Below are 25,594 nucleotides of genomic sequence, written 5' to 3'. Positions count from 1 at the left end.
TCCAGAAAGAACTGTTTGGCGGCGCCGGCGAAGGTCCGTTCCTTCTTCAACTGACCAGCCCGGCTCTTGCCCCTGAGTTCGAAATACCAATCCTCGGCAAACTCCTTCGCCTGGGACAGGCTGTCGGTTTTAGTGCTGACGCGCCATTCCTTGCCATTCGAATAGGTGGCGCACTGCCAGACGGAACTGTTCGGTCGGTCGCGGCTGCCCGCGAGCACGGCGATCGTGCCCGTCTCCGGGCTGGCGCGATGGGCGGCGGTATCGATCCCCCGGGCAAGGCCGGAGGTGACCGTATAGCCGGCGCGGCCGCACTCCCGGGCCATCGTCGCCGCAAATTTGGCGCCAGCGATCGAGGTGTTGCTCGGATCGTGCGCGTGGCGCCGCTGCGGGCGGACAGTTCCGGCAGCTTGGCGAGCGCATTTTCGGCCGAGCCGCAATGATTGGTAAGATCACGCAAGGTTGCAGGTTCGACATTGTCGGAACGGATCAGCCTCAACCAGGCGATCCTTTGTCATTTCAACACAATTCCCATCCGTCTTGCGCTGTCGTCCGGCATGTCGGTTGGTCCTCTACCCCTTTTGACCGATCTTGCTTTCCGTGCCCGCGATCAGCCGTTCGATGTTGGTCTTGTGCTTGTACCAGGAGATCAAGGTCATGATCGCCATCACGAGCGCGATCTTTGGTTCACCTATGAACCACAGCACAACCGGTATGACAAGAGTTGCAACCAGAGCGGAGAGGGATGAGTATTTGCTGAGCTTGGCAACTGACAGCCAGAGGACCGCGAAGATAAGGACCATCCATGGGGCGATACCCAGAAGCGTGCCGATATAGGTCGCCACACCCTTGCCGCCCTTGAAGCCGAGCCAGACCGGAAAGAGATGGCCGAGAAATGCGGCGAAGCCGGCAAGCAATCCCGCTTCTTTGCCGAGTAAGTACCAGGCAATCAGCGCCGCGGCGGTGGCCTTCAACGCGTCGAGCAGCAGGGTCGCAGCGGCGAGCTTTTTGTTGCCGGTCCTCAGCACATTGGTTGCGCCGATATTGCCTGAACCGATCGAGCGGATGTCGCCGAGCCCTGCAGCACGGGTGAGGAGGAGCCCGAAGGGGATCGAGCCGAGCAGGTAGCCGAAGACGAGCGCGGCAAGCGCGATGGGCAGGGTGATCTGCCAGTTGAAAAGCTCACTCACGCCTTTTCCCCATCAAAGCGAATGAACGCACTTGCCCGCCACGTAGGTCGCGACGGCCCGACCCGAGAAACGCGCGTCCTCGAACGGCGTGTTCTTCGAGCGGGACAGAAGCATATCCTTGGCGATGATCCAAGGTTCATCGAGATCGATCAGCGTGATATCGGCTTTTGCACCGGGTTTCAGCGTGCCGGCATCGAGGCCGAAGATCTGCGCGGGCCGGGTCGACATCGCGTCGATCAGTCGCATCAGCGGCACGCGGCCGTCGTGATGCAGGCGCAGCGCCGCAGCAAGCATGGTCTCGAGCCCGATCGCGCCGTCGGCGGCATCTGCAAACGGCAGGCGCTTGGTATCGACGTCCTGCGGGTCATGCGAGGAGACGATGATGTCGATGGTACCGTCGGCAACCGCATCGGCCATCGCCACGCGGTCGTCTTCGGCGCGTAGCGGCGGCGACAGCTTGAAGAAGGTGCGATACTCGCCGATGTCGTTCTCATTGAGCGACAGGTGGTTGATCGATACGCCGCAGGTGGCATTGGCTCCACGGGAGCGCGCCACCCGCATGGCCTCGGCCGATTCCGCCACGGAGATCTTGGCCGCATGGTATTTCGCGCCCGTCAGGCCGGCGATCCTGAGATCCCGTTCGAGCGGGATGATCTCGGCTTCCTTGGGAACGCCGGACAGGCCGAGCCAGCTCGCAAACAGGCCTTCGTTCATCACGCCATTACCGAGGTATTTTTCACGCAGCTCCAGTGAGATTACCGCGTCGAACTCACGCGCATAGGTCATGATCCGGCGCAGAAGCAGCGTATCGGAGAGCGCGCGGCGGCCGTTGGTCAAAGCGACGGCGCCCGATTGTTGCAGCAGGCCGATCTCGGTCATCTCCTCGCCGGCAAGCCCCCTGGTGAGCGCCGCCGCCGGATGCACGTTGACGACCGCCTTGTCGCGGGCGGTCTTTTGAACGAACTCGATGAGCGCGATGTCGTCCAGCACCGGATCGGTATCGGGCATCATGATGAAGGAGGTGATGCCGCCCGCCGCCGCGGCGCGACTGGCCGATTCAATCGTCTCGCGGTGTTCCGCACCCGGTTCGCCGAGGTAGACGCGCGCGTCGATCAAGCCCGGTGTGGCGACGAGGCCCTTGCAATCCTTGATGGTGGCGCCTTCCGGAGCGCCCTGGTTTTGCGCTTGCTTGCCGGCGTCGAGGATACGGCCGTCGTCACCGATGACGATCGTGCCGGTCTCGTCGAGATGGCGCGAGGGATCGATGATGCGGAGGTTCTTGAGGACGGTCGCGGTCATATGTCCGGCAGTCATGCGCGCTCTCCCTGGTTATGCGAGACAAGCAGCGACTCCATGACCGCCATGCGCACGGCGACTCCCATTTCCACCTGCTGTTCGATGACGCTTTGCGGCCCGTCGGCCACCTCGGAGGCGATTTCGACGCCGCGATTCATCGGACCGGGATGCATGACGAGCGCATCGTCCTTCGCGGCCTTCAGCTTTTCGGCGTCGAGCCCGTAGAAGCGGAAATATTCGCGCACCGAAGGCACGAAGGAGCCGGCCATGCGCTCTCGCTGCAGCCGCAGCATCATCACCACGTCGGCGTCCTTGAGCCCTTCCGCCATGGAGTGGAAGACCTCGACGCCCATCTCGCGGATGCCGGTGGGAAGCAGGGTCGATGGCGCGACGACACGCACCCTTGCCCCCATGGCGTTCAAGAGAAGGATGTTGGAACGGGCGACGCGCGAATGCAGCACATCGCCGCAGATCGCCACGATGATGCGTGAAAGCTTGCCTTTTGCACGGCGGATGGTCAGGGCGTCGAGCAAAGCTTGGGTCGGGTGTTCGTGCTGCCCGTCGCCGGCATTGATGACCGAGCAGGCGACCTTCTGGGCCAGGAGTGCGGCCGCGCCGGCGGAGGAGTGGCGAAGCACCAGCACGTCCGGCCGCATGGCGTTCAACGTCATCGCCGTATCGATCAGCGTCTCGCCCTTCTTCACCGAGGAATTGCCGACCGACATGTTCATCACGTCGGCGCCAAGCCGTTTTCCGGCGAGTTCGAAGGAGGATTGCGTGCGGGTCGAGGCTTCGAAGAACAGGTTGATCTGGGTCAGGCCACGCAACGTGGACGTCTTCTTCTCCCGCTGTCGGGAGATCTTCACGGCCTCGTCGGCCTTGTCGAGAAGATAGGTGATGTCCTGTTCGGTAAGGCCTTTGATGCCGAGGAGATGGCGATGGGGAAAGAAGACCATGGAAACGTCTCCGCTTGCGTTCGGCGGTCTATAAGGTCTAGCGGAAGTCACCGCAAGCGGTCATGACGCTATCTCGCCGCTTGTTTTGCCGGTCCTTGGCTGAGATGGTTTTCCAGAAGGGGGTGCGGCCTTTTGTTGAGAATGGTCGAATTCCTCTTTTCCCGCCGTTCCCAGGCCAGGTAAACTCCGCTAGAACCGCGTCATGAACCAGATGTCGCGTGCCGAAGATAAATTTGCCGAGCTGAACCAGCCCAAACCCTGGTCCGGCATCAATGCCTATCGTTCCGACCCCTTGATCGTCGATTTGACGAGCGGGCTCACCCGCACAATCCGCGAGGAATACGACCAGCTCGGCCGTTACGTGACCTCTCCGGAGGCCCAGGAACTGGCGCGCATGGCGAACGAGAACCCGCCGAAGCTCAAGACCCATGGGCCGCGCGGCGAGCGTCTGGATGTCGTCGAATTCCATCCCGCCTGGCATGCGCTGATGCGCCGCTCGATGCAGACGGGCCTGCATTCCTCCGTCTGGGAAAGCATCCCGGAAGCCAAGGGGCATGAGCACAAGGCGCGCGCGACACGCTTTTATCTGACGGCCCAGCTCGAATGCGGGCATCTGTGCCCGCTCACCATGACCAGCGCCTCGATCGCCGCGCTGATGGCTTCGCCGCGCGTCCAGAAGGAATGGGCGCCAAAAATACTCTCGCGCAAATACGATTCCACCAATCGCCCGGCGCTGCAGAAAACGGCCGTCACGCTCGGCATGGGCATGACCGAAAAGCAGGGCGGCACGGATGTGCGCGCCAACCGCTCGACGGCGGAGCGCGTGGGCGAGGGCATCTATCGCCTGTCGGGCCACAAGTGGTTCATGTCGGCGCCGATGAGCGACGGTTTCGTCATGCTCGCCAAGACCAATGAGGGGATCGGCTGCTTCCTCGTGCCGCGCCTGCTGGAAGACGGCACCGCGAACGGCCTGCAGTTCCAGCGCCTCAAGGACAAGCTCGGCAACCGTTCGAATGCGTCCTCGGAAGTCGAGTTCACCGATGCGTTCGGCTACCTGCTTGGCGATCCCGGCGCGGGCATCCGCACCATTCTCGACATGGTGACGCTGACACGGCTTGACTGCGCGCTCGCATCGGCCGGCATCATGCGTGCTTCGCTTGCGGAAGCCGTGCATCATTGCCGCGGTCGCAGCGTCTTCGGTCAAAAGCTGATTGACCAACCTTTGATGACGCGCGTGCTTGCCGATATGGCGCTCGATGTCGCGGCTTCGACCGCTCTCGGCTTTCGGCTTGCCGATGCCTTCGATCGTGCCGCGGCAAGCCAGACCGATGCCGCCTTTGCGCGGGTCATGACCCCGGTCGTGAAATACTGGAACTGCAAGATCGCCCCCTCGCTGATCTACGAGGCGATGGAGTGCCTCGGTGGCAACGGTTACGTCGAGGAGCGGCCGATCGCCCGGCACTATCGCGAGGCACCCGTCAATGCGATCTGGGAGGGCTCTGGCAACGTGATGGCTCTGGACGTGCTGCGGGTTCTGTCGCGTGGCAAAGACCTGTTCAATACGGTGCTTGCCGGCTTCGAACGCGATCTCGGCGCATCCGGAAGGAAGACGGTCGAGGTTCTGCGCGCCGCCATGGCGCTTTGCGAATCGGACGAGGGGGCCGCCCGGCTCCTGGTCGAACAGCTCGCGCTTGCCGCCGGGGCGTCGGAACTGATGCGACTCGGTGCCGGCAAGATTGCCGACGCTTTCCTGGAAACGCGGCTGGCGGGCGGTTGGCGCTCGACCTACGGCATGCTCGATGCCCGGTTCGATGCGCGCTATATCGTCGATCTGCTTTATCCCGCCGCGGCGTAAGCGACGAGCGTCATGATCACCGGTATGCTGAAGAACGAGCCTGCGACCTGCAGGGTCGCTGCAGCGGCGTAAAGGTCTGCGTCGCCGTTCAACTGCTTGGCCAGCAGGTAGCCGTTCATGGCGGTCGGCACGGAGGCGCTGAGCGCCAGCAGAACAAGGCCATTGCCTTCGATACCGGTGAGCAATCCTACGCCAACTGCAACCAGCGGAAAAAAGATCAGCTTCAGGAACACGGCAAGCAGTGTGATCGGTTGCGGCTTCAGCGCATCCATGATCCTCAACCCCGCGCCAACGGTGATCAGCCCGAGGCTGAGCGACGCCTGCGACAACAACTCTACTGCCGTCATGACCGGCTCATAGATCGGAATGTCAACGATGTTGACGAGAATGCCGAGCGCCGTCGAAAGGATGAGCGGGTTGGTGACGATGCGATAGACGAGAACCTTGTAATTGCGCTCGCGACCCGAGAACCAAAGAAGCACCGTCACATTGATGAGGTTGAGCGGGATGGTAATTGCCGCCATGACAAGGCCGACCGTCGTCAGTCCTTGCTGACCAAAGGTCTTGGCCGCGATAGCCAGCGCCATGAAGGCGTTCCAACGCGTCGCTGTCTGAAACAGCGAGGTGAAGGCAGGAGATCCGACGCGCAATTTGTGAAAGAGGGGCCAGGCGAGTAGCAGCCCGCCCGACATGACGATGACAGAGATGATCGCTGCCGAACTGACCGCCAAATCCTCGGTATTCGAGAAATCCGCCTTTACCATCGTTACAAAAAGCAGGGCAGGGAACAGCACCCAATAGCTGCACTGTTCAAGCCCAACCCAAAAGTCGGCATTGATAATGGGTGCGCGTTTCAATGCCACGCCAAGAAGAACGAGCAGGAAAATGGGAAGGATACTTTGGAAAACAACGAGCATCAGAGAGGGATCTGGCTGGAGGGTGTGACCTCGTTATTCCTCCCATGCCGATACTGCAAGGGAGTGTCCGTCAATTCAATGGAGCTGCGCGCATTCCTGTGCATGATTCTTTAAGCCGCTTGCGGGGCCTCCTTGCTCGCATTATCGCGGAATCGGCAACTTGATCGATACAGGCGAAAAATGCTGCAAATCTCCGAAATCACGGCGCATGAAGGTCCGGTCGCGAAGGTGCGTAACCGTGCCGGTACCGAGCGGGCGATTTTCGTCGCGGCGCGTGACCTTCTGGCGGAGCAAGGTTTTCAAGGGTTCGGCATCAATGCCGTGGCGCGCCGCGCCGGCTGCGATAAACAGCTCATCTATCGCTATTACGGCGGGCTCGACGGCCTGATCGAGGCGATCGGCGCGGATCTCGGCACCTGGGTCAAGGATCGTATCCCGGAGGATACGGGTGGCATGTTTCTGCTGACCTACGGCGATCTGATGGAGAAGCTCTCGATCTATTTCATGGAAGCGCTGCGCGACGATCCGCTCGTCTGCAAGATCGTCGCCTGGGAGGTTTCCCAAGATACGCCGCAGGTCCGGCGTCTTTCCGAAGCCCGCACCAAGGCGCTCGGCAAGTGGCTGGAAAAGATGCGCGGATCGCTGACGCCGCCGAAAGGCGTCGATGCGGCGACCACCAACGCGGTGCTCTTCGCCGCGATCCAGCATCTGGTAATCTCCGCCGCCGTCAGTGGTCAGTTCGCCGGCGTGGCATTGCGCACGAACAAGGACTGGGACAAGGTCGGCAGCGCCATCCGCCGCCTCGTCCGCGCGATTTACGGCTGATCTTTTCCACAGGCCGTCTCCTCTCATTAACCATGCCGACCGGTTTCCGTTGCGGCAATTCCCTGGCCGTCTAAATTTGACATTAACGCATTGTTAACCACGAATTGGCCGGACACGCTCCAGATGGGAACCCCAATCAGGGATACGGCATTGCTGATCGTCATGACGACGATCTTCGCAGTGCTGGCGCTCAACATCGCCGTTCCGGCCTTGGTCCTGAGCATCATGGCGCTATCGAGATGGCTCGTGTCGTCGGAGATCTATCCGACAGAACCGAGGGGGAAGACCGCATGAAGTGGTTTTTGATTTTATGGGCGGGGCCTGTCCTGCTGCTGACGAGCTGGTACGGACTCTCCTACTACGACATGAGCTTCGGCTTCTTCATGCTGACCCGCCACACACATGACCTGGTCTTCCAGATCTATGGCCATGTACTCGGCATCCCGCCGGAAACAATCCCGCCGCTGGTCGCTCGTGCGATCGCCTTCGACAGCATGATCGTGTTCGCGATCATCGGCTTCCGCAAGCGAAAGGCAATTGCCGCCTGGTGGCGTCGGCGTCAGTCGTCCCGGCCCGTCGACGCCGCTTCGCTGCCGAGCGACGAGAGCCTGTCGAGCGCTCCCTGAAGAATGAAGCTCGCCGCGGCGGAATCGATCCGCTCGGCCCGCTTCGCCCGCGAGACGTCCATTTCCAGAAGCGCCCGCTCGGCTGCGACCGTCGAAAGCCGCTCGTCCCAAAAGACGAAGGGAAGGGCGGTCTTTTCACCCATGGAGCGCACGAAGGCGCGCGTCGCCTGGACGCGCGGGCCGGCCGAGCCGTCCATGTTCATCGGCAGGCCGATGACAAAGGCTGCGACTTTCTCCTTTTTGGCGAAGGTAAGCAGGACCTCCGCATCCTTGGTGAACTTGATTCGCTTGATGACCGGACGCGGAGACGCAAAGCGCCGGCCGAGATCCGACATCGCAAGCCCGATCGTCTTCGTGCCGAGGTCCAGGCCTGCAATGGCCTGCCCGGGTTGGAGGTGCGCGGCCAATTCCTCGATCGTCATCACTGTCATGTGTTCTTCATTCCTTGGAGCGAGATAGGTTTTGTCCTACCTTCTGTCCCACTTTCCTTTAGCCTCATATCGGCTATCTGTCCTTATCATCCTCAAAACCTTCACACCGTATCGGAGGAACCATCCATGAAGATCACCTGGCTCGCCCATTCCGCCTTCCGCATTGAAACCGCCAAGGCGAAGATCCTGATCGACCCGTTCCTGACCGGTAACCCGGCATTTGCCGGCCAGGATCCCAAGGCCGCGGCCGAAGGTCTGACGCACATCCTGCTTACCCATGGCCATGGCGACCATGTGGGCGACACGGTGCGTATCGCCAAGGAAACCGGCGCGACCGTCCTTGCCAATTACGACCTCGGCGTCTGGCTGGCGAAGAAGGGCGTCGAGAAGCTGGAGATGGGCAATCCCGGCGGTACGATCGATCTCGGCGGCTTCACCGCCACTTTCACGCAGGCGCTGCATTCCTCGGCACAGATCACCGAGGACGGTGTTTCCCATGCGCTCGGCAATCCCAACGGCCTGATGCTGCATTTTGATGACGAGCCATCTGTCTTCCATATGGGCGACACGGATATCTTCACCGACATGGGCCTGATCAACGAGTTGCACCAGCCGGATATCGGCATCGTGCCGATCGGCGACCGCTTCACCATGGGTGGCGCGGTGGCGGCACTCGCCTGCCAGCGCTTCTTCGATTTCAAGCACGCCATTCCCTGCCACTACGGCCTCCCGGGTGTCGATCAGACGCCGGAAAAATTCGTCAAGGGCATGGAAGGCGCCCGCACCCGCGTGGAGACGCCGGCTCCGGGCGGCAGCCTCAGCTATTGATATTCACCGCCGATCGGCGGACACGTCTTGAAATAGAGACGCGCTACCTGTTGCGAAGGGCGGGCATGGCCATTATAGCGGAGGGAAAATTTCCCATCGGAGTTATGCCATGTCCGTCGATCTCGCTACCGTAAAACGCGTCGCGCGCCTTGCCCGCATTGCGGTCTCCGAGGAAGATGCCAATCGCATGGTTGGCGAACTGAACGGCATTCTCGGCTTCGTCGAGCAGCTTTCCGGGGTCGACGTGACGGGTGTCGAGCCGATGACCTCCGTGACCCCGATGGAGATGCGCAAGCGGACCGACAACGTGACTGACGGCGACAAGGCCGCCGATATCGTCGCCAATGCGCCGGCCACCGACCACAATTTCTTCCTGGTGCCGAAGGTCGTCGAGTGAGCGCTGAATAGCGCTGTCGAACCCTTTCCATGCATTCGAACCTTCTGAAGAGACCATGACCGAACTCACCAGCCTCACCATTGCCGAAGCCCGCGAAAAGCTGAAGGCCAAGGAATTCACCTCCGTCGAACTGACAAAGGCCTATCTCGACGCGATCGACGCCGCCAATGGGGTTCTGAATGCCTATATCGCCGTGACGCCCGAAAAGGCGCTGGAGATGGCGAAGGCCTCTGACGCGCGCCGCGCCGCAGGCAAGATCGGCGCGCTGGAAGGCATTCCGCTTGGCATCAAGGATCTCTTCGCCACCCGCGACGTTCACACCCAGGCCTGCAGCCATATCCTCGACGGCTTCCAGCCGAAATATGAATCGACCGTTTCCCAGAACCTCTGGGACGACGGCGCCGTCATGCTCGGCAAGCTCAACATGGACGAGTTCGCCATGGGCTCCTCCAACGAGACCTCGCATTACGGTGCGGTGATCAACCCGTGGCGCGCCAAGGGCTCCAACCAGCAGCTCGTACCGGGCGGTTCCTCGGGCGGTTCGGCTGCGGCCGTCGCCGCGCATCTGTGCGCCGGCGCCACCGCCACCGATACGGGCGGGTCGATCCGCCAGCCGGCCGCGTTTACCGGCACCGTCGGCATCAAGCCGACCTATGGCCGCTGCTCGCGCTGGGGCATCGTCGCTTTTGCTTCTTCGCTCGATCAGGCCGGCCCGATCGCCCGCGACGTGCGCGACGCTGCGATCATGCTGAAGTCGATGGCGAGCGTCGATCTGAAGGACACGACCTCCGTCGATCTGCCCGTGCCGGACTACGAGGCCTCTCTCGGACAGTCGCTCAAGGGCATGAAGATCGGCATTCCGAAGGAATATCGTGTCGACGGTATGCCGGAAGAGATCGAGGCGCTTTGGAGCCAAGGGATTGCCTGGCTGAAGGATGCCGGCGCCGAGATCGTCGATATCACCCTGCCGCACACCAAATACGCGCTGCCGGCCTACTACATCGTGGCGCCGGCGGAAGCCTCCTCGAACCTCGCCCGCTACGACGGCGTGCGCTACGGCCTGCGTGTCGACGGCAAGGACATCATCGACATGTACGAGAAGACCCGCGCCGCCGGTTTCGGCCAGGAGGTCAAGCGCCGCATCATGATCGGCACCTATGTGCTTTCGGCCGGCTACTATGACGCCTATTATCTGAGAGCGCAGAAGGTCCGCACGCTGATCAAGCGTGATTTCGAGCAGGTCTTCGAAGCCGGTGTCGATGCGATCCTGACGCCCGCCACCCCGTCGTCGGCCTTCGGCGTCGCCGACGAAAACCTCGCCTCCGATCCGGTCAAGATGTACCTGAACGACATCTTCACGGTGACGGTGAACATGGCGGGCCTGCCGGGCATCGCCGTCCCCGCCGGTCTCGACCACAAGGGCCTGCCGCTCGGTCTGCAGTTGATCGGCAGGCCGTTCGAGGAAGAGACGCTCTTCCGTACCGCCCATGTCATCGAGCAGGCCGCCGGAAAATACACGCCGGCCCAGTGGTGGTAACGGGTTTCACGATCCGAAAGATGGCCGCCGCCGACCATAAAATGGTCGGCGAAGTCGGCTTCGCAGCCTGGTCCGCGAGCGATGCGTTCGAGGATAGCTATCTCGATCCCGAAGTGGTCGCCCGTGTCAGACACGAGTTCGCGATCTTTCCGTCTGAGGTCGAGGGGGAAATCTTTGTCGCGGAGACGAGCGGCGAGATTGTCGGTTGGACGGCGCGTGAAAATGCACCGGACTATGTCTCCGATCTTTGGGTGCATCCGGACCATCAGGGCAAGGGCATCGGCAGGGCGTTGCTCCTCCACCTGTGCGAATTGATGGTGACCGAAAGCGTGGTGTCGGCGCGGCTCGATACGCATGCCCGGAATACCGGAGCTATCCGGCTTTACGAGCGCTGCGGCTTCGTCATTATCTGGCGTGGTCGCGAATATTCCAAGAGCATGGGCGTCGAGCTCGAAAAGGTGCATCTGGAAAAGACGCTGATCAGCGGATAGGCAGGAGCCGAGGAGGAGGGCGTTTCATGGCAAATGACGATCTCGCACAATTGGTCCAGGCGTTCGGTAGCCTCGCGGCCAATGGTTTCGTTATGGGTGCGGAATGGCAGGCCGTCCACGAAATCTGCCAGGCCCACGAAGGCGAACCGTTGTTTGATTGGGGCCATGCCCTTTGTCACCGCATCGAAGGCGACGACCGGAATGCCGACTATTGGTACCGCCGTGCCGGCAAAAGGCGCGCCGCAGGCACAGTGGCCGAAGAATGGTCGGCGATGAAGGCAGAGCTTTCGGCTCTCATCTGATAAATATCCGGCCGCGCGCCGATCACGACGCGCGGCCGACCGCCTCTATCATCGATTGTCCTGCTCGGCTCTCACCAGCACCAACCCCCGTTCGGTGATGCGATAGGGCTTGCCGCCAACCGATCTGATTGCCTTCTTCTGCTTGAGCTTGCGGAAGGTCGTGAGGTCGATACCGGAGAACACCCAGCCTTCGCGGGTGAAGAGCTGAAGTTTCTCGATCTTGCGGTTCTCGTCGCGGCTGATTTCGATCCTGCCGCCCTGGGCGAGCAGATGGAGAATGCGCTGTTCGGCGCGGGAAATATCCATGAGTTTTGATGTCCGGATAAGTGCCCTCAAGGGCACACAAAAACATGCCGGCGCCTGAAAGGCGTCGGAACTCTTGTTTTTGTCTGGGCCGGTGCGCCTGTTCGGGCGGCCGGCCCCTTACCGGGTCTCTTTCGAAGAGAACATCAAAACTCCATGAAGCATATCGCCCAAATGCGGAGGCGGCTTCGTTGCGGAATCGCAGCTAAGCCCGTTTTCCCCAGGCGTCAAGCGCCACAAGGCGATGGATGACAGGTTGTGCTGGTAAAAGCGCAGACTCAGTGCTCTACTTGCCGTACAACAGGGGAAAACATGGCCACTATTCGTAATGCGCGTGAAGACGAGGTGGATATCCTGGCGGAAATCGGCTTCCGCGCTTGGGAAAAGGCCATGAACTCCATCGGCGAGATGACCGACATGCGCTTGAGCGCACGGGCGGCATTCCAGCATTTCACGCGCTCCTCATGGCTCACCATCACGGTTATCGAACAGGTCGGGACTGTGGCCGGTTGGGCCGCGCGCGAAAACCTCGATGAACTGATCTCCGATTTCTGGATCGATCCGGTCTTCCAGGGCCACGGGCTCGGCAAGGCTTTGCTGGAGGAGGTCGAAGGCGAGATCGTCCATCAGGGATTCGAGGTTGCCCGGGTGGAGACCCATGCCCAGAATGCGGAGGCCGTCGGCTTTTTCGAGAAGCAGGGCTATTCGATCAACTGGCTCTCGGTCGTCTATTCCCCGAAGATCGATCGCGACGTCCAGTCGGTCGGACTGTCGAAGCGGCTCGTGGCGGAAGCGCCGGATACCTACGGCCCGGGCTTCTGACCCCCTTTAAGCTTGCACCGCACCGCCATTTGCTCTACCTCCAGAAAACTCAATCAAGACCATTCACGAGCATCCGATGACCATTGTCGACGTCCGCACGCCTGATCCGAAACGCTTGATTCCCGGCGCCACCGGCGATTGGGAAGTCATCATCGGCATGGAGGTGCACGCCCAGGTTCTCTCCAATTCCAAGCTCTTTTCCGGCGCTTCGACCGAATTCGGCAAACCGGCGAATTCCAACGTCTCGCTCGTCGATGCTGCGATGCCGGGCATGCTGCCGGTCATCAACGAGGAATGTATCAAGCAGGCGGTTCGCACCGGCCTTGGCCTGAAGGCTGACATCAACAAGCGCTCTGTCTTCGACCGCAAGAACTATTTCTATCCAGACCTGCCGCAGGGCTACCAGATTTCCCAGTACAAGGATCCGATCATCGGCGAGGGCAAGATCGTCATCTCGCTCGGTCCGGATCGTCAGGGTCAGTTCGAGGATATCGAGATCGGTATCGAGCGCCTGCACCTGGAACAGGATGCCGGCAAGTCGATGCACGACCAGCATCCGACCATGTCCTATGTGGACCTGAACCGTTCCGGCGTGGCGCTGATGGAGATCGTCTCCAAGCCCGACATGCGCTCGTCCGACGAGGCCAAGGCCTACATGACCAAGTTGCGCTCGATCGTGCGCTATCTCGGCACCTGTGACGGCAATATGGACGAAGGCTCGATGCGGGCCGACGTGAACGTCTCCGTGCGCCGTCCGGGCGGGCCCTTCGGAACGCGCTGCGAGATCAAGAACGTCAACTCCATCCGCTTCATCGGCCAGGCGATCGAATACGAGGCACGCCGCCAGATCGGCATTCTGGAGGAAGGCGGTACGATCGACCAGGAAACCCGTCTCTTCGATCCGGGCAAGGGCGAAACCCGCTCCATGCGTTCCAAGGAGGAAGCGCATGACTATCGCTATTTCCCTGATCCGGATCTTTTGCCGCTCGAATTCGACGACGCCTTTGTCGAAGAGCTGAAGAAGGACCTGCCGGAGCTGCCCGACGACAAGAAGGCTCGTTTCGTGCGCGAACTCGGCCTTTCCGTTTACGACGCGTCCGTTCTCGTATCGGAAAAGGCGATTGCCGATTATTTCGAGGCCGTCGCCGAAGGCCGCGACGGCAAGACGGCCGCCAACTGGGTCATCAACGACTTACTGGGTGCCTTGAACAGAACCGGCAAAGATATTGAAGAGACTCCGGTTTCTCCCGCTCAGCTCGGCGGCATCATCGACCTGATCAAGGCCGAGACGATTTCCGGCAAGATTGCCAAGGACCTTTTCGAGATCGTCTGGAACGAGGGCGGAGATCCGGCCGAAATCGTCGAGAAGCGCGGCATGAAGCAGGTGACAGACACCGGCGCGATCGAAAAGGCCGTCGACGAGATCATTGCCGCAAATCCGGAACAGGTCGCCAAGGTGAAGGCGAAGCCGACGCTCGCGGGCTGGTTTGTCGGCCAGGTGATGAAGGCGACCGGCGGCAAGGCCAACCCGCAGGCTGTCCAGGCACTCGTCAAGACGAAGCTGGGGATCGAGGAGTAAAAATCCTCGATCAAGCTGCAAAGAACGGTTCTGATGAGGCGGGACTGCAGGGAAAATGCCATGGTCTATTTCGTCCGCACTGCGAGCGAGAGGGATGTCGAGCAGGTCCACGCTCTGCTCGGAGAGACGTTTCACGCCACCTACGATCCATTTTATGGAGCGGTTCAGGTGCAGCGGATGGTCGATGCTTGGAATTCACCAGCAGCGATCCGCTCGCGTATCCTGAAGAGGGGCGGTGAGTTCCTGGTGGCCGACAACGGCAAGGATATCGGCGGCATAGGTTATGCCGCCATGTATCCGAAGATGGCCAAGACCGCGATGCTCCACCAGCTCTACGTCAGGCCGTCCTGCCAGGGTGAAGGTATTGGACGAGACATCTTCGCCGAACTTGAGACCTGCTTTCCAGACGCAGAGATCATGCGGGTCGAAGTGGCGTTAAAAAATACTCGCGCGCTTTCCTTTTATGAAAGGCTCGGCTTTTCAGAAGTCGACCGCATGGAGGAGTGGGGCGCACCTAATTCCGGTCTGCCGGCAATCATCATGGAGAAGAGATTGCTGCCGCATTGAAGGTGGCATCAGGAAGAGGGGGCACATGGCTGACGTTACGATCCGCAGGGCAAGGGACGCGGATCTTCATCAACTGATCGCGATTTTTGCGGCAGACGATATCGGTGGTCATGGCGATACGACCGACGAGGGGGCCTTCGAGGACTACCTTCGAGCCTTCTATGTGATCGACGCCTCTCAGAACGAGCAGCTTTTCGTAGCGGAGTTCGGCGGCGAGGTGGTCGGCACCTTCCAGATCGTCTTCAACCGCACGCTGACGGCGCGCGGCTCCTTGTCAATGATCATCGAAGCGGTCCAGACACGCACCGACATGCGCGGCAGAGGTATTGGCGCCCAGATGATCGCCTATGCGATCGAGGAGGCGAAACGTCGCGACTGCCGGCTCGTCCAGCTCACCTCCAACATGGCCCGCACGGATGCGCACCGCTTTTACGAGCGACTGGGGTTTGTCAAAAGCCATTTTGGCTTCAAGATGAAGCTCAAATGACGGGTGCGGCAACGGGAATCACTGGACATCAGGCACGACAGATTGCATAAGCGGTCATATAGCGAATTCCGCTATCCTGTTTGCCAAGTCGACGGAAAGCTCATGAAAAACCTCCTGTTGCAGATCTTCACCTGGTGGAATGGACAGACCATGGGCACGCGGTTCTTCACCTGGCGCCATGGCAAGAAAGTCGGCGAAGACGAACTGGGCAACGTCTACTACGAAGGCCCGATGACCTCCTGGGGCAAGCCGAGGCGTTGGGTAATCTACAACGGTTATGCCGAAGCCTCAGCTATACCGGTGAGCTGGCACGGCTGGATGCATTACCGCACCGACGTTCCGCCGACGAAGGAAGACTACAAGCCGCGCGAATGGCAGAAGCCGCACAAGCTGAACCTGACCGGTACGCCCTTCGCTTATCGTCCGAAGGGCTCTCTGGCTGCAACCGGCGAGCGCCCTCGCGTGACCGGCGACTATGACGCCTGGACGCCCGGCAACTGACACCTGTTTTGGCCATAATCGCACTCTAGGTCTCGATTCTTACGGGTTGTCGAGGCGGGAAGCATGATGGGATTGATGACGGTTTTTCCACGCAAGCAGTTTGTCGGTGGCCTGATCGCGCTGGCGGCTGTGCTTGTGGCGGATGGCGTGTCGGCCGCGCGGATTTCCAATCCCGTCGCCGTCTTCAAGGGTATCGACAAGATCACCGGCAGGATTACGACATTCGACGTCTATGTCGACGAAACCGTGCAATATGGCGCTCTGCAGGTGACGCCGAAGGTCTGCTACTCGCGCGACGAGACGGAAGCCCAGAAGGTCGATGGCTTTGTCGAGGTGGACGAGATCACGCTCGACCGCAAGATCCGCCGTATCTTCACCGGCTGGATGTTCGCTGACAGCCCCGGCCTCAATGCCGTGGAGCATCCGATCTATGACGTCTGGCTGACGGGATGCAAAGGGAACTCCGACGTTCCACCGCCGAAAGCGACGAACTGAGTTTCAGAATTCCTTGTGCGGCAGATCCACCGCGGTCCTGAGCAGCCTGAGATAATCGTCCTTTGGAATGTCGATGGCTCCGAATGTCTTCAGGTGCTCGGTGGTGAACTGCGCGTCGAGAAGGATGAAGCCTTTGGCCTTCAGACGCTCCACGAGATGAACGAGGCAGATCTTCGAGGCGTTCGTGCGCCTTGAAAACATGCTCTCGCCGAAGAAGGCCGCGCCAAGCGACACGCCATAGAGCCCGCCGACGAGCTGATCGCCTTCCCATGCCTCGACGCTGTGGGCGTGGCCCATGCGGTGAAGGTCGCTGTACAGTTTGCGGATGGTATCGTTGATCCAGGTACTCGGCCGGTCCTCGGCCGGTTCCGCACAAAGCGCAATCACCTGCTCGAAGGCCGTGTCGAAGCGGATGTCGAAAGGTTGTCTGCGGATAGCCTTGGCGAGGCTTCTCGAGACGTGGAAACCGTCGAGTGGCAGAATGCCGCGCATTTCCGGCTCAACCCAGAAGATTTCCGGATCCTCAGCGGATTCAGCCATCGGGAAAAGGCCGATGGAATAGGCACGCAACAGGGTTTGGGGAGTAATCGCCGGATAATATCTGCCGCGCCGCCCTGCCATTCAGACCCTTCTCTAGCATTCCTCGGCAAAATTGGTGGCCGATCTTGCGCCTGAAAATGGGATTAAACACTAACCATCTGTTCTGCCGTAAAAAACGGCTGGTCAGGCCTTGTGGACAATCAGGATTTGAGCCGCGCGGTATGGGTAATTCAGCCAGTTCCCGTGCGCAGCCCCGAAAATGCTCCGGCATTTTCGGGGAGGATTGCGCGCCCGGACGGCCTGAAACCTGGGACTGTCCAGACGCCCTAGTGTGTGGGCTCACCGGCCAGATAGTGTTCCAGCCAATGAATATCGTAGTCGCCGTTGGCGATATCCGGGTTCGAGACGAGATCCTGGAAGAGCGGCAACGTCGTCTTGATGCCGTCCACGACGAATTCGTCGAGCACGCGGCGAAGCCGCATCATGCATTCGACGCGGGTGCGGCCGTGCACGATCAGCTTGCCGATCAGGCTGTCATAATAGGGAGGGATGCGATAGCCCGCATAGGCGCCGGAATCGACGCGCACACCAAGACCGCCGGGCGCATGGAAGAGCGTGATCGTGCCGGGCGAGGGTACGAAGGTGCGCGGGTCTTCCGCGTTGATTCGGCATTCGATGGCGTGACCCTGGAAGGTCACGTCTTCCTGCTTGACGGAAAGCCCGCCGCCGGATGCGACGCGAATCTGCTCATGCACGAGGTCGATGCCGGTAATCGCTTCGGTGACCGGATGCTCCACCTGCAGGCGGGTATTCATTTCGATGAAATAGAACTCGCCATTCTCGTAGAGGAATTCGATCGTGCCGGCACCGCGATATTTCAGCTTCTTCATGGCATCGGCGCAAGTCTGGCCGATCTTCATGCGCTGCTCGACATTGAGGGCGGGGGAGGTCGCCTCTTCCCAAACCTTCTGGTGACGGCGCTGCAGCGAGCAATCGCGCTCGCCGAGGTGGATGGCGTTGCCTTCGCCATCGCCGACCACCTGGATTTCGATATGGCGCGGCTTTTCGAGATATTTCTCCATGTAGACGGCAGGGTTGCCGAAGGCCGCCGCGGCTTCCGAACGGGCGGTACTCACCGCTTCATCAAGGTCGTCCTCGGTCTTCGCGACCTTCATGCCGCGCCCCCCGCCGCCGGCCGTCGCTTTGATGAGAACGGGAAAACCGATCAGCCTGGCGGTCTCCAGCGCGTCTTCCGGCTTGACTTCGCCGTCCGAGCCGGGAACCACGGGAATGCCAAGCTCCATTGCCGTCTGCTTGGCCGTGATCTTGTCGCCCATCAGCCGGATGTGCTCGGCGGTCGGACCGATGAAGGTAATGCCATGCGCTTCGAGGATTTCGGCGAACTTGGCATTTTCCGACAGGAAGCCGTAACCGGGATGAACCGCGTCGGCGCCGGTGATCTCGCAGGCTGCGACGATCTGATGGATGTTCAGATAGCTTTCGCGCGACGGCGGCGGGCCGATGCAGACGCTCTCGTCGGCAAGCCGCACATGCATGGCATCGGCATCTGCCGTGGAATGGACCGCGACGGTCGCAATTCCGAGTTCCTTGCAGGCACGCAGCACGCGAAGTGCGATTTCACCGCGGTTGGCTATGAGGATCTTGGAAATCATGGGGCTTACTCGATGACGACGAGTGACTGGCCATACTCGACCGGCTGAGCGTCGTTGACCAGGATCTCCGTGACCTTGCCGGATCGCGGCGACGGAATCTGGTTCATCGTCTTCATTGCCTCGATAATGAGGAGAGTTTGGCCTTCCTTCACGGTTGCGCCAACCTCTACGAACGGCCGGGCACCCGGTGCCGGCGAGAGGTAGACGGTGCCGACCATCGGCGCCGTGACGGCGTTCTTGTTGTCCGGAGGAGCGGCGACAACCGGCGCAGCAACCGCGGCCGGAGCGGGTGCCTGAGCGAAGGCAGGTCCCGCCGCAATCGGCGCCTGAACGTATTGCATCGCACCGGCGCGGGACACGCGGATGCGCAGATCGTCCTGTTCGACTTCGATCTCGGTGAGGTCGGTATCGTTGAGGATGTTCGCGAGGTCGCGGATCAGTCCCTTGTCGATCCCGTTCTTCTTCTCAGACATGGCAAACCCTATTGTTCTGTTTATCTTGTCACGCGGTTATGGATTTCAAGGCGTGCAGCGCGAGTACGTAGCTCGCGGTGCCAAAACCGCAGATCACGCCCTTCACGGCCGGTGCGATCATCGAATGGTGGCGGAACTCCTCCCGCGCATGGACATTCGAGATATGGAGTTCGACCACCGGCACGGAAATCGCGCGGATGGCGTCATGCAGTGCGATGGAGGTGTGGGTGTAGGCGCCGGCATTGATGGCGATGCCGACGACAGCCTTGTCGCCGGCCTCATGGATCCAATCGACCAGGACACCTTCGTGATTGCTCTGGCGGAAATCGACCTCGAAGCCCAGTTCCCTGCCGGCTGCGATGCAATCGCTCTCTATGTCCTTCAGCGTGCTTCCGCCATAGATGCCGGGTTCGCGCTTTCCCAGCATGTTGAGGTTGGGGCCGTTGAGGACGAAGACCGTTTTGCTCATCAGTAATCTATTGTTCCATCCAGAAATTCAGCGGCCACCTATAGACCGGTGAGACGGCAAGGAAAAGCCCCCGGCTTGCCGAAAGCCGGTGCGTCCACTGCAACGAAAGACCGGAGGGTCGAAAGCCGCCTCAGCAGGTCGCCTTGCCGCAGGCGCGGACATTGGCGACCTTCGCCTCTATCACATCGAGACCGACAGCGCCGAAGACCGCCTCATTGCCGACGATATACGTAGGCGTTCCGGTGATGCCAATGCTGTTGGCAAGCTGGTAGGCCTGCCGCACCAGGTCGTCATTCGGGTTTTCCACCATCGACTTTCGGATCGCCGCCTCGTCGATGCCGAGAGAGGTTGCCACGGCGATAGCTGTCTCTTCAGAGGCGTGCGCCTGCTCGCCGAGGAGCGCTCGATGGAATTCGGCATATTTGTGCGGTGCAAGCAGGCGGATGGCGTTTGCAACCCGGTGTGCGGCTAGCGAGTCCGGCCCGAGAATCGGGAATTCTTTCAGAATGAAACGGATATTCTTATCCTTGGCCAGGATCTCGTCCATGTCGGAGAGCGCCCGCTTGCAATAGCCGCAATTGTAATCGAAGAACTCGACGATCGTGACGTCGCCCTTCGGATTGCCGAGGGTGATATCGGCCGGCGAGGAGAATATTTCCGTCTTGTTTCCCTCGATGGCTTGGGTGGACTGTGCGACGCGCTGGGCCTGCTGCTTGGCCTCCAGTGCGTTCTGTGCTTCGATCAGGACCTCGGGATTCTGGGTCAGATATTCCCGGATGAATTCGCCCATCTCCTTTTTCTGCTGGTCATCCAGCGCGAGGGCGGGCACGGCGGTGGAAAATGCCAGGGCCGCCATCGAACCGGCAGCAAGCGTCTTGAACAGGCGGGTCATCCATATCCTCATCGGTCGGGGCACACGAATCCGGCGCACCATTGTTTCGGTTTGCGCTGAAAGTAAGCCAGTCGGGCCTTTCAAGAAACTGCAAAATCGTTGCCAAGCGGTTTCGGGCGCTTCACAACTGCGTATGCGGGTTCGATCTGCAGCCGCTGGATGCCTCTGAATTGGATTCGTATTCAAGCAGTTGGCGGTGTTTCCGGAATCTCTCTGGCAGGCCGTTGAATCGATTTCTCACCTCGAGGGAGAGGCGGCAGGCCAAATGAAAAACGGCCGCTCACGAGCGACCGTTTTGTGCTATCCGACCCGATGGGCGCGGCTTAGAAGAAGCCGCGGCGCTGCCACCAGCCGGCTTTCTTGGGCTTTGTCGGCTCGCCGTTCGAGGTTGCCGCCTCGGAACTTTTCACGACGGCCTCGGCCGAGGAAGAGATGTTCGAGGCGCGGTTGGCGCGGTTCGGCTTCGCATCGCCGGCATCGGCCTGTTCGACTTCCGACAGAGGGGATTCTTCGGCCGTCGCTTCAGCGGCAGCTTCAGGCTCCATGCCCAATGCAGCCTCGACCTGCTCGACGACAACCTCCACCGGAGCGGTTGCCTCCTCCATAGCGGTTGCCTCCTCCATAGGGGATGCCTCCGTGTCTGCCGTGGCTGAGGCCTTGCCGCGACGGGAGCGACGTGGCTTGGCGGTGGTTTTGCTGGCCGGAGCCTCTTCCGTCTCGGGGGATGCCTGCACGGCTTCCACAGCGACTTCCTCGGGAGCTTCCATTGCCCCCACGGTTTCACCTTCCTCTGATCCATCGGCTTCCGCACCTTCGTCGGAACCGTTCAGTTCAGGGATTTCGTCGCCGTTACGATTGCGGCGGCCACCACGCTTGCCGCGGCGGCGGCGCTTGCGCTGTGAGCCTTCGTCCCCCTGGTCGTCCGACGTTGCTGTGGTTTCGGGCAAATCGTCCTCACCGTCGTCGCCTTCGTCCTCGTCGGTGATGGCGTCGTCCTCGGAGCCGGTCGGTGCGGCCTGGGCCTCGCCGCCACGGTCACCGTTGCGGCCGCGGCGCCGGCGCCGGCGCTTGCGCTTGCGTCCACTCTGTTCTTCACCCGACTGGGCGCGATCCTGAGGAGAAGCTGCCTGTGCTTCGATTACCTCTTCATCTTCATCCTCTTCCTCGTCCGACTCGATGACGTAGTCATCCTCATCTTCGACGGGAAGTGCCGCAAGCTGCATCAGGCTTTCGATCTTGACCGGGTTTTCCACCGGTTCGCCTCGGTCGATGGCGAAATGGCTCGAGCCGATGCTGATGTCCGATTCGATGAAGATCGAGACGCCGAAACGTTTCTCGTAATCGGTCACTGTCGCGCGCTTCTGGTTCAGCAGGTAGAGCGCGATATCCGGCGTAGTGCGGACGTTGATGTCATGCGTGGTATTTTTGAGCAGATATTCCTCGACACCGCGAAGCACATGCAGCGCGACGGACGACTGTGAGCGCACATGGCCGGTGCCGCCGCAATGCGTGCAGATCTGCGTCGTCGATTCAAGCACGGAAGCGCGAATGCGCTGGCGCGACATTTCGAGCAGGCCGAAATGCGAGATACGACCGACCTGGATGCGGGCGCGATCGTTCTTCAGGCAATCCTTGAGCTTCTTTTCGACGGCGCGATTGTTGCGCTTCTCCTCCATATCGATGAAGTCGATGACGATGAGGCCGGCAAGGTCGCGCAGGCGAAGCTGGCGTGCCACTTCTTCCGCCGCTTCCAGGTTCGTCTGGAGCGCGGTCTCCTCGATCGAATGTTCGCGGGTCGAGCGGCCGGAGTTGACGTCGATGGCGACGAGCGCTTCGGTCTGGTTCATGATGAGGTAGCCGCCGGACTTCAGCGTCACCTGCGGCTGCAGCATTCGGTCGAGCTGTGCTTCGATGCCGGAGCGCGAGAAGATCGGATGCAGGTCGCGATAGGGCTGGACCACCTTGGCATGGCTCGGCATCAGCATCTTCATGAAGTCTTTTGCTTCACGATAGCCTTCCTCGCCGGAAACGATGATCTCGGAAATATCCTTGTTGTAGAGATCGCGGATCGACCGCTTGATCAGCGAACCTTCCTCGTAGACAAGGCATGGGGCGGTCGAATTGAGCGTCAGCGTACGGACGTTTTCCCACAGACGCATCAGGTATTCGAAGTCGCGCTTGATCTCGACGCGGGTACGGTTGGCACCGGCGGTACGCAGGATGACGCCCATGCCTTGCGGCACGTCGAGCTCGCGGGCGATTTCCTTCAGGCGCTTGCGATCCTGCGGGCTGGTGATCTTGCGGGAAATGCCGCCGCCGCGTGCCGTGTTCGGCATCAGTACGGAATATCGGCCGGCAAGCGAGAGGTAGGTGGTGAGCGCTGCGCCCTTGTTGCCGCGTTCCTCCTTGGCAACCTGGACGAGCAGGATCTGGCGGCGCTTGATGACTTCCTGGATGCGGTATTGCTTGCGCGGCTTGCGGACAACGCGGTCCGGAACCTCTTCCATTGCATCTTCGGCGCCGACCGATTCGATCACTTCCTTCTCATGGCCGTCGTCATCGTCGTCGTCATCGCGACGATGACGGCTATCGACATCTTCCGAGATCGTATCGGTATCGACCATGGCGGCCATTTCACCGGGCGTGGAGCCTTCGTCGTCGCTATTGGAAACGGTGGCCGTTTCGCCCTCGGACGTTGTGTCTTCGGCGACAGCTTCCACCACCTTCTTGCGGGAGCGACTGCGCTTCGGCTTCGCCTTCGGCTTTTCCGCCTCTTCGCCGGTTGCTGCCTCTGCTTGGACCGGCTCGGCTTCTTCCGCAACCGTCTCGGCCGGTTGTTCACTCTCGCCCGGTCCGGCGGCGATGCCGATGTCCGGCTGTTCCTCGTTGGCGAGATCGATCACCGGATCGGCAGATTCGGCCTCGGCGATCTTGCGCTGGTCCTCCGCCTCCTGCTGCATTAGGGCCTGACGGTCGGCCAGCGGTATTTGATAATAGTCGGGATGGATCTCGGCGAAAGCCAGAAAACCGTGGCGGTTGCCGCCGTAGTCAACAAAAGCGGCCTGCAGGGAGGGTTCGACCCTCGTCACCTTCGCCAGATAGATATTGCCGCGTATCTGCTTCTTATGTTGTGATTCGAAATCGAACTCTTCGATGCGGTTGCCGCGAACGACGACTACGCGCGTCTCCTCTTCGTGAGACGCGTCGATAAGCATTTTGTCTGCCATTGAAATTCTGCTCCTCGGCGCTGCCGGGGGCGTGCAGGAAAGTCCTTGGTGAGGACTGACCCGTCATGCAAAACGGTCGTTGCGCCGGATAAAGATGTTCCCGTCGGGCGCGATTGTAGCGGCAACCGGAAAGATGACGGGGCTCCTTGCTCCCTTGATCTTCCCAGGTACTGAAAATTGTGCCGCGACATCAAAAACCAAACGAGAATGACGATACCAAAGGCCCTCGGGCCCGATGAATGTGCTCGGTTATGAGCGGTGGGTGGCACGCCACCCCGGATTGTTCCGGCCACCGCCGGATAGATCGAGTATCAGGAATAAAGTGTAGCGACGGCGGATGACTGTCGGTCTTCGGCGCCGGGTCCTCGTTGCGGCTGGCAGCCAATCGGCAGACTATCCCGTCAACACTTTAACCTTCATGCGCGTTGTATGGTTTATCTGTCACAATAGCAAGGGAAAAGCCAAGTTCGCCATATTCTGGATGGAATTAGGTTTCCTATGGATGGCAAGGAGCAGGCGGTTGATTCGCATCTTTCGACGTGCAAATGCCTTCCGGATCGGACAGTTTGATGCGGGTTAACCGAGGGGCGCCGGGGGCTTTGAATGCAGGTTTCTGTTTGAGGGCGGGCGTGAAGGTAAGTGCAGTGGAAGCCTGCGGCGCGGACCCGAAAGACATTTGGGCGCGAATCGCTGTTGTGTTGCCGCTTCTGATCGGCTTTGTCGCAGCATTCATGCCCGCCTTCGCGCACGCGGCGGCGACGCAACCGCTTCTTGCTTTCAGCGCGCGGGTCGCCGGCGACGATGCGCGCACCCGCATTGTCATCGATTTTGAAAAGAAGCCGGAGTTTTCGGTCCATTACCTCACGGCGCCGGAGCGGGTGATCGTCGATCTGCCGGCGACCGCCTTCGGGTTTCCCGCCGAAGAACTCGCGGCCCGCGGCCTCTTCAAGGACATTCGCTACGGCACGATGGACGAATCGAGCGCCCGTATTGTGCTGACGGCCAAGAAGCCAGTGAAGCTTGTGCTTGCCGAAGCGCAGCCGAACGACAACGGTAGCTATCGCCTGGTACTCGACGCCGAAATGACGTCGAAAGATACCTTTGCCAATCTCGTCAAGACACAAAGCTGGGAAATGCCCATCGAAGCGGTCTCTGATGCGCTCGGGCTAGCCGAGCATGACAATGTCTTCACGGTGGCCGTCGATGCCGGGCATGGGGGGATTGATGCCGGTGCGGCAGGGGCGGGGACCAATACACCGGAAAAGACGATCACGCTTGCCTTTGCCAAGATGCTCGCCGAGCGGTTGAACGAGATCAACGGTATCAAGGCCTTCTTGACGCGCGATGACGATACCTTCCTGTCGCTTTCCGAACGCGTCACGCTCGCGCGCCAGGGGCGTGCGGATCTCTTCGTCTCCCTGCATGCCGACACGCTGGCGCAGAAGGATATCCGCGGTGCGACCGTCTACACGCTTTCCGACAAGGCTTCCGACCGGATGGCGGAAAATCTCGCCGCCCGCGAAAACCTGTCCGACGAGCTTGCCGGCTACAGTATCAAGAGCGGCCCTCCGGAGGTTGCCGATATTCTGCTCGACCTGACGCGCCGGGAGACGCAGGCGTTCTCGATTGCACTCGCCAACAATGTCGTTGAGTCCTTCGAAGGCCAGGTCGGACTCATCAACAATCCGCATCGTTACGCCGGTTTCCAGGTGCTGCGGGCGCCCGACATTCCGTCCGTACTTTTGGAGCTCGGTTTCCTGTCCAACCTGGAGGATGAGAAGTTGCTGCTGGACGAAGGCTGGCGGGAAAAGGTCACCGGTCGACTTGCCGATGCCGTCCGGCGCTATCGGGATCGTGCGCTGGCAAACGGAGGCTGATGCGCGGCTCGCGTGGCTGCACTGCCACAAGCGGCGGCAAT

28 protein-coding genes and 1 pseudogene are annotated in these 25,594 nt (G+C 60.6%); 16 read left to right on the top strand and 13 right to left on the bottom strand.

The genetic code is table 11. The annotated features are described in order from the left end of the window. Window positions 1-191: 191 nt before the first annotated feature. The 4 genes and pseudogenes from JL39_RS32485 to JL39_RS11535 form a co-directional block, all read right to left on the bottom strand. A pseudogene (locus tag JL39_RS32485) lies at window positions 192-505 on the bottom strand (DNA-processing protein DprA); the annotation flags it as partial. Window positions 506-569: 64 nt separating this feature from the next. Further along, window positions 570-1,187 carry a glycerol-3-phosphate 1-O-acyltransferase PlsY gene (plsY, locus tag JL39_RS11545; RefSeq protein WP_037150118.1) on the bottom strand — a complete coding sequence of 206 codons (618 nt, stop codon included), beginning with the start codon at window positions 1,185-1,187 and terminating at the stop codon, window positions 570-572. Window positions 1,188-1,199: 12 nt separating this feature from the next. Next, window positions 1,200-2,486, bottom strand: a complete 1,287-nt coding sequence (locus JL39_RS11540) for a dihydroorotase (protein ID WP_037150294.1) — start codon at window positions 2,484-2,486, stop codon at window positions 1,200-1,202. 11 nt (window positions 2,487-2,497) lie between these two features. Then, the gene (locus JL39_RS11535) at window positions 2,498-3,439 is read right to left on the bottom strand and encodes an aspartate carbamoyltransferase catalytic subunit (protein WP_037150116.1); all 942 of its coding nucleotides are present in this window, start codon (window positions 3,437-3,439) and stop codon (window positions 2,498-2,500) included. 202 nt (window positions 3,440-3,641) lie between these two features. Between JL39_RS11535 and JL39_RS11530 the strand changes: the two genes are divergently transcribed. Continuing rightward, window positions 3,642-5,294 carry an acyl-CoA dehydrogenase family protein gene (locus JL39_RS11530; RefSeq protein ID WP_037150115.1) on the top strand — a complete coding sequence of 551 codons (1,653 nt, stop codon included), beginning with the start codon at window positions 3,642-3,644 and terminating at the stop codon, window positions 5,292-5,294. Here JL39_RS11530 and JL39_RS11525 read toward each other — a convergent pair. Further along, on the bottom strand, window positions 5,276-6,211 hold the full coding sequence (locus JL39_RS11525; protein WP_037150114.1) for an AEC family transporter: 936 nt from the start codon (window positions 6,209-6,211) through the stop codon (window positions 5,276-5,278). The two genes, JL39_RS11530 and JL39_RS11525, sit on opposite strands and share 19 nt — an antisense overlap. Before the next feature lie 180 nt (window positions 6,212-6,391). Here JL39_RS11525 and JL39_RS11520 point away from each other — a divergent pair, with 180 nt between their 5' ends. From JL39_RS11520 to JL39_RS11510, 3 genes are all read left to right on the top strand, one after another. Beyond that, window positions 6,392-7,036, top strand: coding sequence for a TetR/AcrR family transcriptional regulator (locus tag JL39_RS11520; protein ID WP_037150113.1), 645 nt, complete (start codon window positions 6,392-6,394; stop codon window positions 7,034-7,036). 123 nt (window positions 7,037-7,159) lie between these two features. Beyond that, a complete protein-coding gene (locus JL39_RS32125) occupies window positions 7,160-7,330 on the top strand; it encodes a hypothetical protein (protein ID WP_037150112.1) in 171 nt (56 codons plus the stop codon). Beyond that, window positions 7,327-7,662, top strand: coding sequence for a DUF6105 family protein (locus JL39_RS11510; RefSeq protein ID WP_037150111.1), 336 nt, complete (start codon window positions 7,327-7,329; stop codon window positions 7,660-7,662). The genes JL39_RS32125 and JL39_RS11510 overlap by 4 nt, the downstream gene beginning before the upstream one ends. Here JL39_RS11510 and ruvX read toward each other — a convergent pair. Continuing rightward, window positions 7,596-8,093, bottom strand: coding sequence for a Holliday junction resolvase RuvX (ruvX, locus tag JL39_RS11505; RefSeq protein WP_037150109.1), 498 nt, complete (start codon window positions 8,091-8,093; stop codon window positions 7,596-7,598). The two genes, JL39_RS11510 and ruvX, sit on opposite strands and share 67 nt — an antisense overlap. A 126-nt stretch (window positions 8,094-8,219) precedes the next feature. Between ruvX and JL39_RS11500 the strand changes: the two genes are divergently transcribed. The 5 genes from JL39_RS11500 (at window position 8,220) to JL39_RS11480 (ending at window position 11,648) form a co-directional block, all read left to right on the top strand. After that, a complete protein-coding gene (locus JL39_RS11500; protein ID WP_037150107.1) occupies window positions 8,220-8,921 on the top strand; it encodes a metal-dependent hydrolase in 702 nt (233 codons plus the stop codon). Window positions 8,922-9,030: 109 nt separating this feature from the next. Continuing rightward, entirely contained in the window at window positions 9,031-9,318 is a 288-nt protein-coding gene (gene gatC, locus JL39_RS11495; RefSeq protein ID WP_037150105.1) for an Asp-tRNA(Asn)/Glu-tRNA(Gln) amidotransferase subunit GatC, read from the top strand. A 55-nt stretch (window positions 9,319-9,373) separates the two neighbouring features. Then, entirely contained in the window at window positions 9,374-10,855 is a 1,482-nt protein-coding gene (gene gatA, locus JL39_RS11490; RefSeq protein WP_037150103.1) for an Asp-tRNA(Asn)/Glu-tRNA(Gln) amidotransferase subunit GatA, read from the top strand. Window positions 10,856-10,875: 20 nt separating this feature from the next. Beyond that, window positions 10,876-11,346 (top strand): GNAT family N-acetyltransferase, encoded by a 471-nt coding sequence (locus tag JL39_RS11485; RefSeq protein ID WP_200883943.1) that lies wholly within the window; start codon window positions 10,876-10,878, stop codon window positions 11,344-11,346. A gap of 26 nt (window positions 11,347-11,372) precedes the next feature. Beyond that, window positions 11,373-11,648 carry a hypothetical protein gene (locus JL39_RS11480; RefSeq protein WP_037150101.1) on the top strand — a complete coding sequence of 92 codons (276 nt, stop codon included), beginning with the start codon at window positions 11,373-11,375 and terminating at the stop codon, window positions 11,646-11,648. Window positions 11,649-11,696: 48 nt separating this feature from the next. On the opposite strand, the gene JL39_RS11475 is transcribed toward JL39_RS11480, so the two are convergent. Further along, window positions 11,697-11,954 carry a YjhX family toxin gene (locus JL39_RS11475; protein ID WP_037150099.1) on the bottom strand — a complete coding sequence of 86 codons (258 nt, stop codon included), beginning with the start codon at window positions 11,952-11,954 and terminating at the stop codon, window positions 11,697-11,699. A 309-nt stretch (window positions 11,955-12,263) separates the two neighbouring features. Between JL39_RS11475 and JL39_RS11470 the strand changes: the two genes are divergently transcribed. The 6 genes from JL39_RS11470 (at window position 12,264) to JL39_RS11445 (ending at window position 16,402) form a co-directional block, all read left to right on the top strand. After that, window positions 12,264-12,773, top strand: coding sequence for a GNAT family N-acetyltransferase (locus JL39_RS11470; RefSeq protein WP_037150097.1), 510 nt, complete (start codon window positions 12,264-12,266; stop codon window positions 12,771-12,773). A gap of 76 nt (window positions 12,774-12,849) precedes the next feature. After that, window positions 12,850-14,352, top strand: coding sequence for an Asp-tRNA(Asn)/Glu-tRNA(Gln) amidotransferase subunit GatB (gene gatB, locus JL39_RS11465; protein ID WP_037150095.1), 1,503 nt, complete (start codon window positions 12,850-12,852; stop codon window positions 14,350-14,352). Window positions 14,353-14,412: 60 nt separating this feature from the next. Then, window positions 14,413-14,919 (top strand): GNAT family N-acetyltransferase, encoded by a 507-nt coding sequence (locus JL39_RS11460; RefSeq protein ID WP_037150093.1) that lies wholly within the window; start codon window positions 14,413-14,415, stop codon window positions 14,917-14,919. A 25-nt stretch (window positions 14,920-14,944) separates the two neighbouring features. After that, window positions 14,945-15,406, top strand: a complete 462-nt coding sequence (locus JL39_RS11455) for a GNAT family N-acetyltransferase (protein WP_037150091.1) — start codon at window positions 14,945-14,947, stop codon at window positions 15,404-15,406. 102 nt (window positions 15,407-15,508) lie between these two features. Beyond that, entirely contained in the window at window positions 15,509-15,907 is a 399-nt protein-coding gene (locus JL39_RS11450; RefSeq protein WP_037150089.1) for an NADH:ubiquinone oxidoreductase subunit NDUFA12, read from the top strand. Between the two features lie 66 nt (window positions 15,908-15,973). After that, a complete protein-coding gene (locus JL39_RS11445; protein ID WP_152601113.1) occupies window positions 15,974-16,402 on the top strand; it encodes a DUF2155 domain-containing protein in 429 nt (142 codons plus the stop codon). Between the two features lie 3 nt (window positions 16,403-16,405). On the opposite strand, the gene aat is transcribed toward JL39_RS11445, so the two are convergent. The 6 genes from aat to JL39_RS11415 all read right to left on the bottom strand — a co-directional run bounded on the left by aat (window position 16,406) and on the right by JL39_RS11415 (window position 23,676). After that, window positions 16,406-17,023 (bottom strand): leucyl/phenylalanyl-tRNA--protein transferase, encoded by a 618-nt coding sequence (gene aat, locus JL39_RS11440; protein WP_037150087.1) that lies wholly within the window; start codon window positions 17,021-17,023, stop codon window positions 16,406-16,408. A 245-nt stretch (window positions 17,024-17,268) separates the two neighbouring features. Beyond that, complete coding sequence (gene accC, locus JL39_RS11435) at window positions 17,269-18,615, bottom strand: acetyl-CoA carboxylase biotin carboxylase subunit (RefSeq protein WP_037150085.1); 1,347 nt, start codon at window positions 18,613-18,615, stop codon at window positions 17,269-17,271. A gap of 5 nt (window positions 18,616-18,620) precedes the next feature. Next, entirely contained in the window at window positions 18,621-19,088 is a 468-nt protein-coding gene (accB, locus tag JL39_RS11430) for an acetyl-CoA carboxylase biotin carboxyl carrier protein (protein ID WP_037150083.1), read from the bottom strand. 28 nt (window positions 19,089-19,116) lie between these two features. Then, window positions 19,117-19,557, bottom strand: a complete 441-nt coding sequence (gene aroQ / locus JL39_RS11425; protein WP_037150081.1) for a type II 3-dehydroquinate dehydratase — start codon at window positions 19,555-19,557, stop codon at window positions 19,117-19,119. Between the two features lie 130 nt (window positions 19,558-19,687). Then, on the bottom strand, window positions 19,688-20,449 hold the full coding sequence (locus tag JL39_RS11420; protein ID WP_037150078.1) for a DsbA family protein: 762 nt from the start codon (window positions 20,447-20,449) through the stop codon (window positions 19,688-19,690). 323 nt (window positions 20,450-20,772) lie between these two features. Then, entirely contained in the window at window positions 20,773-23,676 is a 2,904-nt protein-coding gene (locus JL39_RS11415; RefSeq protein WP_037150076.1) for a ribonuclease E/G, read from the bottom strand. A 731-nt stretch (window positions 23,677-24,407) separates the two neighbouring features. On the opposite strand from JL39_RS11415, the gene JL39_RS11405 reads away from it, so the two are divergent. Continuing rightward, complete coding sequence (locus JL39_RS11405) at window positions 24,408-25,553, top strand: N-acetylmuramoyl-L-alanine amidase (protein ID WP_152601112.1); 1,146 nt, start codon at window positions 24,408-24,410, stop codon at window positions 25,551-25,553. Window positions 25,554-25,594 lie beyond the last annotated feature (41 nt).

Source organism: Rhizobium sp. YS-1r, from assembly GCF_000757525.1.
GTDB classification, from domain to species: Bacteria; Pseudomonadota; Alphaproteobacteria; order Rhizobiales; family Rhizobiaceae; genus Neorhizobium; species Neorhizobium petrolearium.
The sequence above is the reverse complement of the archived record's forward strand: the minus strand, read 5'-3'. Positions and strand labels throughout refer to the sequence as shown.

Bases quoted from the DNA above. Each gene is read 5' to 3' on its own strand.
- JL39_RS11540 (WP_037150294.1), bottom strand. From the start codon at position 2,486: ATGACCGCGACCGTCCTCAAGAACCTCCGCATCATCGATCCCTCGCGC.
- JL39_RS11535 (WP_037150116.1), bottom strand. From the start codon at position 3,439: ATGGTCTTCTTTCCCCATCGCCATCTCCTCGGCATCAAAGGCCTTACC.
- JL39_RS11530 (WP_037150115.1), top strand. From the start codon at position 3,642: ATGAACCAGATGTCGCGTGCCGAAGATAAATTTGCCGAGCTGAACCAG.
- JL39_RS11525 (WP_037150114.1), bottom strand. From the start codon at position 6,211: ATGCTCGTTGTTTTCCAAAGTATCCTTCCCATTTTCCTGCTCGTTCTT.
- JL39_RS11520 (WP_037150113.1), top strand. From the start codon at position 6,392: ATGCTGCAAATCTCCGAAATCACGGCGCATGAAGGTCCGGTCGCGAAG.
- JL39_RS32125 (WP_037150112.1), top strand. From the start codon at position 7,160: ATGGGAACCCCAATCAGGGATACGGCATTGCTGATCGTCATGACGACG.
- JL39_RS11510 (WP_037150111.1), top strand. From the start codon at position 7,327: ATGAAGTGGTTTTTGATTTTATGGGCGGGGCCTGTCCTGCTGCTGACG.
- ruvX (WP_037150109.1), bottom strand. From the start codon at position 8,093: ATGACAGTGATGACGATCGAGGAATTGGCCGCGCACCTCCAACCCGGG.
- JL39_RS11500 (WP_037150107.1), top strand. From the start codon at position 8,220: ATGAAGATCACCTGGCTCGCCCATTCCGCCTTCCGCATTGAAACCGCC.
- gatC (WP_037150105.1), top strand. From the start codon at position 9,031: ATGTCCGTCGATCTCGCTACCGTAAAACGCGTCGCGCGCCTTGCCCGC.
- gatA (WP_037150103.1), top strand. From the start codon at position 9,374: ATGACCGAACTCACCAGCCTCACCATTGCCGAAGCCCGCGAAAAGCTG.
- JL39_RS11485 (WP_200883943.1), top strand. From the start codon at position 10,876: ATGGCCGCCGCCGACCATAAAATGGTCGGCGAAGTCGGCTTCGCAGCC.
- JL39_RS11480 (WP_037150101.1), top strand. From the start codon at position 11,373: ATGGCAAATGACGATCTCGCACAATTGGTCCAGGCGTTCGGTAGCCTC.
- JL39_RS11475 (WP_037150099.1), bottom strand. From the start codon at position 11,954: ATGGATATTTCCCGCGCCGAACAGCGCATTCTCCATCTGCTCGCCCAG.
- JL39_RS11470 (WP_037150097.1), top strand. From the start codon at position 12,264: ATGGCCACTATTCGTAATGCGCGTGAAGACGAGGTGGATATCCTGGCG.
- gatB (WP_037150095.1), top strand. From the start codon at position 12,850: ATGACCATTGTCGACGTCCGCACGCCTGATCCGAAACGCTTGATTCCC.
- JL39_RS11460 (WP_037150093.1), top strand. From the start codon at position 14,413: ATGGTCTATTTCGTCCGCACTGCGAGCGAGAGGGATGTCGAGCAGGTC.
- JL39_RS11455 (WP_037150091.1), top strand. From the start codon at position 14,945: ATGGCTGACGTTACGATCCGCAGGGCAAGGGACGCGGATCTTCATCAA.
- JL39_RS11450 (WP_037150089.1), top strand. From the start codon at position 15,509: ATGAAAAACCTCCTGTTGCAGATCTTCACCTGGTGGAATGGACAGACC.
- JL39_RS11445 (WP_152601113.1), top strand. From the start codon at position 15,974: ATGGGATTGATGACGGTTTTTCCACGCAAGCAGTTTGTCGGTGGCCTG.
- aat (WP_037150087.1), bottom strand. From the start codon at position 17,023: ATGGCAGGGCGGCGCGGCAGATATTATCCGGCGATTACTCCCCAAACC.
- accC (WP_037150085.1), bottom strand. From the start codon at position 18,615: ATGATTTCCAAGATCCTCATAGCCAACCGCGGTGAAATCGCACTTCGC.
- accB (WP_037150083.1), bottom strand. From the start codon at position 19,088: ATGTCTGAGAAGAAGAACGGGATCGACAAGGGACTGATCCGCGACCTC.
- aroQ (WP_037150081.1), bottom strand. From the start codon at position 19,557: ATGAGCAAAACGGTCTTCGTCCTCAACGGCCCCAACCTCAACATGCTG.
- JL39_RS11420 (WP_037150078.1), bottom strand. From the start codon at position 20,449: ATGACCCGCCTGTTCAAGACGCTTGCTGCCGGTTCGATGGCGGCCCTG.
- JL39_RS11415 (WP_037150076.1), bottom strand. From the start codon at position 23,676: ATGGCAGACAAAATGCTTATCGACGCGTCTCACGAAGAGGAGACGCGC.
- JL39_RS11405 (WP_152601112.1), top strand. From the start codon at position 24,408: ATGCCCGCCTTCGCGCACGCGGCGGCGACGCAACCGCTTCTTGCTTTC.